Annotated in this window: 1 protein-coding gene and 1 pseudogene; both read right to left on the bottom strand. The window is 72.0% G+C overall.

Annotation, left to right across the window (positions count from 1 at the left end):
* Positions 1-1,554: type I polyketide synthase (locus MVA01S_RS28420; protein ID WP_218006071.1), on the bottom strand; the 1,554-nt coding region annotated here is incomplete at its 3' end.
* A gap of 5 nt (positions 1,555-1,559) precedes the next feature.
* Positions 1,560-5,294: pseudogene (locus MVA01S_RS32280) on the bottom strand (type I polyketide synthase); the annotation flags it as partial.

Raw genomic sequence — 5,294 nt, 5'->3', positions numbered from 1 at the left:
CACCGCGGAGCCGGCGGGCGACTGCAGCCACTCGGCCAGCCGGCCGGCCAGCGACGCGATGCGGGCCGGGGTCTTGCCGGTGACGACCAGGGTGCTCACCGGCGGTTCCGGCTGCTCGGCCGGCACGTCGGTGGCCTCGGGCGCCTGCTCGACCACGATGTGGGAGTTGGTCCCGCTGACGCCGAACGACGACACCGCCGCGCGGCGGGGCCTGCCGCCCACGGTGTCCGGCCACGCCAGCGGCTCGGACGCGATCCGGAACTTCTGCGCACCCTCGCCCGCCTGCGGGGTCAGCGCGGTGAAGTGCAGCTGCTTGGGGATGTGGCCGTGGTGGACGCTCAGTACGGTCTTGATGAAGCCGGTGACGCCGGCGGCCGACTCCAGGTGGCCGAGGTTGGTCTTGACCGAACCCAGCACCAGCGGGGCGGAGTCCTTGCGGTCTCCGTAGACGGCCGACAGCGCGTCGAGCTCGATCGGGTCACCCAGCGAGGTGCCGGTGCCGTGGGCCTCGATGTAGTCGATGTCGGACGGATCCAGCTTCGCGGTCTGCAGCGCTGTGCGCATCAGCTCCTGCTGGGCCGGACCGTTGGGCACGGTCTGACCGCTGCTCGCGCCGTCCTGGTTGACCGCCGAGCCGCGCACCACGGCCAGCACGCGGTCACCGTCGCGCAGCGCGTCGGTGAGGCGCTTGAGCACCACCACGCCCGCGCCCTCGCTGCGGACGTAGCCGTCGGCGCCGGCGTCGAACGTCTTGCACTTGCCGTCCGGAGCCAGCATGCCCCAGCGCGAACAGGCGATGTTGTTCTCCGGCGACAGGATCAGGTTGACCCCGGCGGCCAGCGCGTGGTCGCTCTCGCCGCGGCGCAGGCTCTGGCAGGCCAGGTGGATCGACACCAGCGACGACGAGCACGCGGTGTCGCTGACCACGGCCGGGCCGCGCACCCCGAGGAAGTACGACAGCCGGCCCGCCGCGAAGTTCGGGGCGTTGCCGAACGGGATGTAGGGGTCGATGTCCTCGGGCGCCAGCTTGCCGACGATCGAGTGGTAGTAGTCGTTGGTCGTCATGCCGACGAACACGCCGGTCGCCGAGCCGCGCAGGCCGCGCGGGTTGATGCCGGCGTCCTCGAGCGCCTCCCAGGCGACCTCGAGCAGCAGGCGCTGCTGCGGATCCATCGCCGCGGCCTCGCGCGGGGCGATCGAGAAGAACTCGGCGTCGAACTCGTCGGGCCGCCACGAGGTCAGGAAGCCGCCTTCGCGGTTGACGATGGTGCCCGGCACGGTGTGGTCGGGTGAATAGAACGCGTCGGCGTCCCAGCGGTCGGCCGGTACCCGGATGACTCCGCTTTCGCCGTCGCACAACAACTTCCAGAAGTCGTCGGCGTTGTCGACACCACCGGGCAGCCGGCAGCCGATACCGACGACGGCGATCGGCTCGGTCTCGACCTTCTCGGCCGCCGCGAGCCGCGCGGTCAGATCGTCGATCTTGCGCAGGGCCTCCGTGATGATCGCCCGGCGATCAGGGGTGGCGGCCGGCTTCGAGGACGCTTGGGTCATTCCACTCAACTCAATCTCTCCGACAGTCTCGCCAGCAGTTCGTCCTCGGCGAGGTCGTCGTATGCGTCCTCTTGGACGGTGGGATCGCCTGCGACGTCCTTGTCGTGGCCCCCACCCTCGCTACCGGCGGTCTGGATTATCTCAGGAAGCACCGTTGCCAGATAATCGGTGAGCGCTTCCACGGTCGGGTAGTCGAACACCACCGACGCCGGCAGCACCTCCCCTAGGCTTTCGCTCAGCGAGCGCTGCAACGTTACGCTCATCAGCGAATCCATCCCGAACTGGAAGAACCCCACCGTGGGGTCCAGCGTGTGCGTCGAGGCAAGGCCCATTGCGGCCGCGACCTGCGACAACACGTGGTCGGTGAGCATCTCGACGCGGCGCTCGGGGGCACATTCCTGCAGCTCGCGGCGAAACGCGGTATCGCCGTCCAGCAAACCCTGGCCGGTGGCGGTTTCGTCGGTGAGCAGGTCGTCGAGGATGTGCAGCTGGGCCCGGGTGTGGTACGCCGCGGCCAGTCGCGGCCAGTCCGCGGCCACCACGGTGCGCCAGCCAGCGCGACCCGAGCACGCCCGAGATCGACGAGAACAGCACGAACTGCTCGACCGGATGGTCGAGCGACAGCGTGTGCAGCAACGCCGCGGCGTCCATCTTGGGCCGGAACATCGCCACCACGTCGTCGTGGGTCATCTCGGCCAGCGTGACCGGCCCGCCGCTCATCGCGGCGAGGTAGACGCCCTTGAGCGGAGGCAGGTCGGCGCCGAAGCGGTCGAACACCGCGCGCATGGACGTCTCATCGGCTGCGTCCGCGGCGGCGGTGACCAGCGTGGTTCCCGACGCGGCCAGCCGCGCGGTCAGCGCGTCGAGCCGGGTGCCCGGATTGCGCGACACCGCGACCACGGTCCGGGCGCCCATCGCGGCGAGCTGCTCGATCAGGCCGGGGCCGATGTTGCCGGTCGCGCCGACGACCAGGTGGGCGCCGTCGGGGTCGAGAGAATCGGCGCCGTCGGGCGCCGGCGGCAGCGCGTGCACCAGGCGGGCCACCCGGCGGGTGCCCGCGCGGTAGACGACCTGATCTTCGCCGTCCCCGGCATGCGCCTCGGCCAGCAGCCACCGGGCCGCGACCGCGGCGGGCACCGACTCGTCGGTGTCGACGACCGCACCCCAGATCTCGGGGTGCTCCAGCGCCAGCGTGCGGCCCAGTCCCCACAGCACCGCCTGCGCCGGGTTGGCCCGGTCCCCCTCGCTGACGGGTTGCGCATTGCGCGTCAGCAGGAACACCGTCGGCGGCTGCTCCCGGGAGGCCGCGGCGGTGGCGATCGTGCGGCCGGTCTCGAAGATGTCGTAGCCCAGCTCGTCACCGCCGGCCGGCGCGTAGAGCACGTGGGTGGCGCCGGCGAGGTCGGTGCCGTCGCCGGTGGCCACCTCCGAACCGAGCAGCCGGCCCATCGCGGCCGCCAGCGCGTCGTCGCCGACCACCAGCCAGCTGTCGCTCGAGGTGACTGTCGAATCATCCTGGCCGACAAGGGGTTTGGTGGGCCAGGTGAGCTCGCAGAACCATTCCGGCGGAACCGCGCTGTCGTCGGGCAGCGCTCCGGAGCGGACCGTTCCGCCGCGCCGCGGCGGCCGCACGTCGACCCAGTGCCGTCCGTGGTGCCACGGCGTGGTCGGCAGTGCCACGTGCGGTTCGGCGAGATGGGCGGTGTGCGGCGGACGCGAGGTGTGGGTGGCGTTCACGTTCGCACGGAAGGTGACGGTGTCGTCGGCGTCGCGGGCCAGCGTGCCGACGGTGTGGTGGTGCCCGTCGCCGAGCGCGGCCAGCGTGTCGTTGATCGCCGGGCCCAGCGTGGGGTGTGGGCTGATCTCGATGAACGTGCCGTTGTCCGCGGCGGCTGTTTCGACGGCCTGGCTGAACCTGACCGGCCGGCGCACGTTGGCCACCCAGTAGTCGGCGTCCAGCGCCGGTGGGTCGGCGGCGTCGGTCACCGTGGACAGGAACGGCAGCGTCGGAACGTTCGGCGTGACGTCGGCCAGCGCCGCCCGGATGTCGGCCAGCACGGGGTCCATCAGCGCGGTGTGCGAGGCGACGACCATGTTGACCCGCCGGGCGAACGTGTTCTGCGTGGTGGCCGCGGCGATCACCGCGTCGACCTGCTCGGGCAGTCCGGCCACCACGGTCTGGCGCGGCGACAGGTAGCCGGCGATCTCGACGCTGGGCTGGTCGGCGATCAGGGCCGAGGCCGCGTCGGCATCGAGGCCGAGCAGCGCGACGGCGCCCTGGCCGGCCAGCCGGGACATGATCGACGACCGTGCGGCGATCACCTTCAGCCCGTCTGCCAGGCTCAACGCCCCGGCGACCACCGCAGCGGTCACCTCGCCCATCGAGTGCCCGATCACCGCGTCCGGATGCACACCGTAGGAGCGCCACAGCTCGGTCAACGCCAGCTGCAGCCCCATCAACACCGGCTGCACCTGGGCATCGCCACTGACCGGCGCACCATCGACGACGATGTCGCGCAACGAGAAACCGACCTGCTCGACGAAGACCGGTTCGATCTCGGCCAGCGCCGCGGCGAAGGCCGGCTCGTCGGCCAGCAATTGGCGGGCCATCCCCGGCCACTGCGACCCCTGACCCGAGTACACGAACACCGTGCCCGGCTTCGGGTTCACCGCGGCCACCCCGACCACACCCGGCGCGGACGCGCCCGCGGCCAGCGCCTGCAGGCCGGCGACCGCCTCAGCGGTGTCGCGGGCCACGACGGTCGCGAACGCATGGTGCTGGGTGCGGTGGTGGTTGAGTGTGTGGGCGACCTCGGCCAGCGGGATCTCGGCCCCGGCGCCGGCCATCCAGTCCGCCAGCATCGCGGCCTGCGACGCGATCCGCTCGCTCGTCTTGCCCGACACCACCAGCGTGGTCACCGGGTCGGGTTCGGGTGCAGGCGCGGGCGCGGCCACCGGTGCCTGCTCGAGGACCACGTGGGCGTTGGTGCCGCCGAAGCCGAACGAGGACACACCCGCGCGGCGCGGCCGGCCCGCCGGCGCCCAGTCGGTGTGCTCGGCGACGACCTTGAGGCGCAGGTTGTCGAACGGGATGTGCGGGTTCGGGTTCTGGTAGCCGAGGTTGGCCGGGATTTGGTGGTGCTGCAACGCGAGTACGGCCTTGGCGAACCCGGCGATGCCCGCGGCGGCCTCCAGGTGGCCGAGGTTGGACTTCACCGCGCCCAGCAGCAGCGGCGCGTCGGCGGGGCGGCCCTTACCGAGCACGGTCCCGAGGGCGCGCGCCTCGATCGGGTCGCCCAACAGCGTGCCGGTGCCGTGCGCCTCGACGTAGTCCACCTCACGCGGGTTCACCCCGGCCGCCGCGTACGCGGCGCGCAGCACCGCCATCTGGGCCGACGGGTTCGGCGCCATCAGACCGTTGGAGCGGCCGTCCTGGTTGACCGCCGAGCCCCGGATCACCGCGAGCACCCGGTCGCCGTCGCGCTGGGCGTCCGACAGCCGCTTGAGCACCGCGACCCCACAGCCTTCACCGCGCACGAAACCGTCGGCGGCGGCGTCGAACGCGTGGCACTGCCCGGTCTTCGACATCGCCTCGGCCTGGTCGAAACTCTTGGTCGGGGCGGGCGAGAGCAGCAGGTTCACCCCGGCGGCCAGCGCCAGCTCCGAATCCCCGGAGCGCAGGCTCTGACAGGCCAGGTGGATGGCGACCAGCGACGACGAGCACGCGGTGTCCACGGTCA

Origin of the sequence: Mycolicibacterium vaccae NBRC 14118 = CIP 105934, from assembly GCF_001552715.1 — a bacterium.
Taxonomy (GTDB): Bacteria; Actinomycetota; Actinomycetes; order Mycobacteriales; family Mycobacteriaceae; genus Mycobacterium; species Mycobacterium vaccae.
This window is presented reverse-complemented; position numbering and strand designations above follow the sequence as displayed.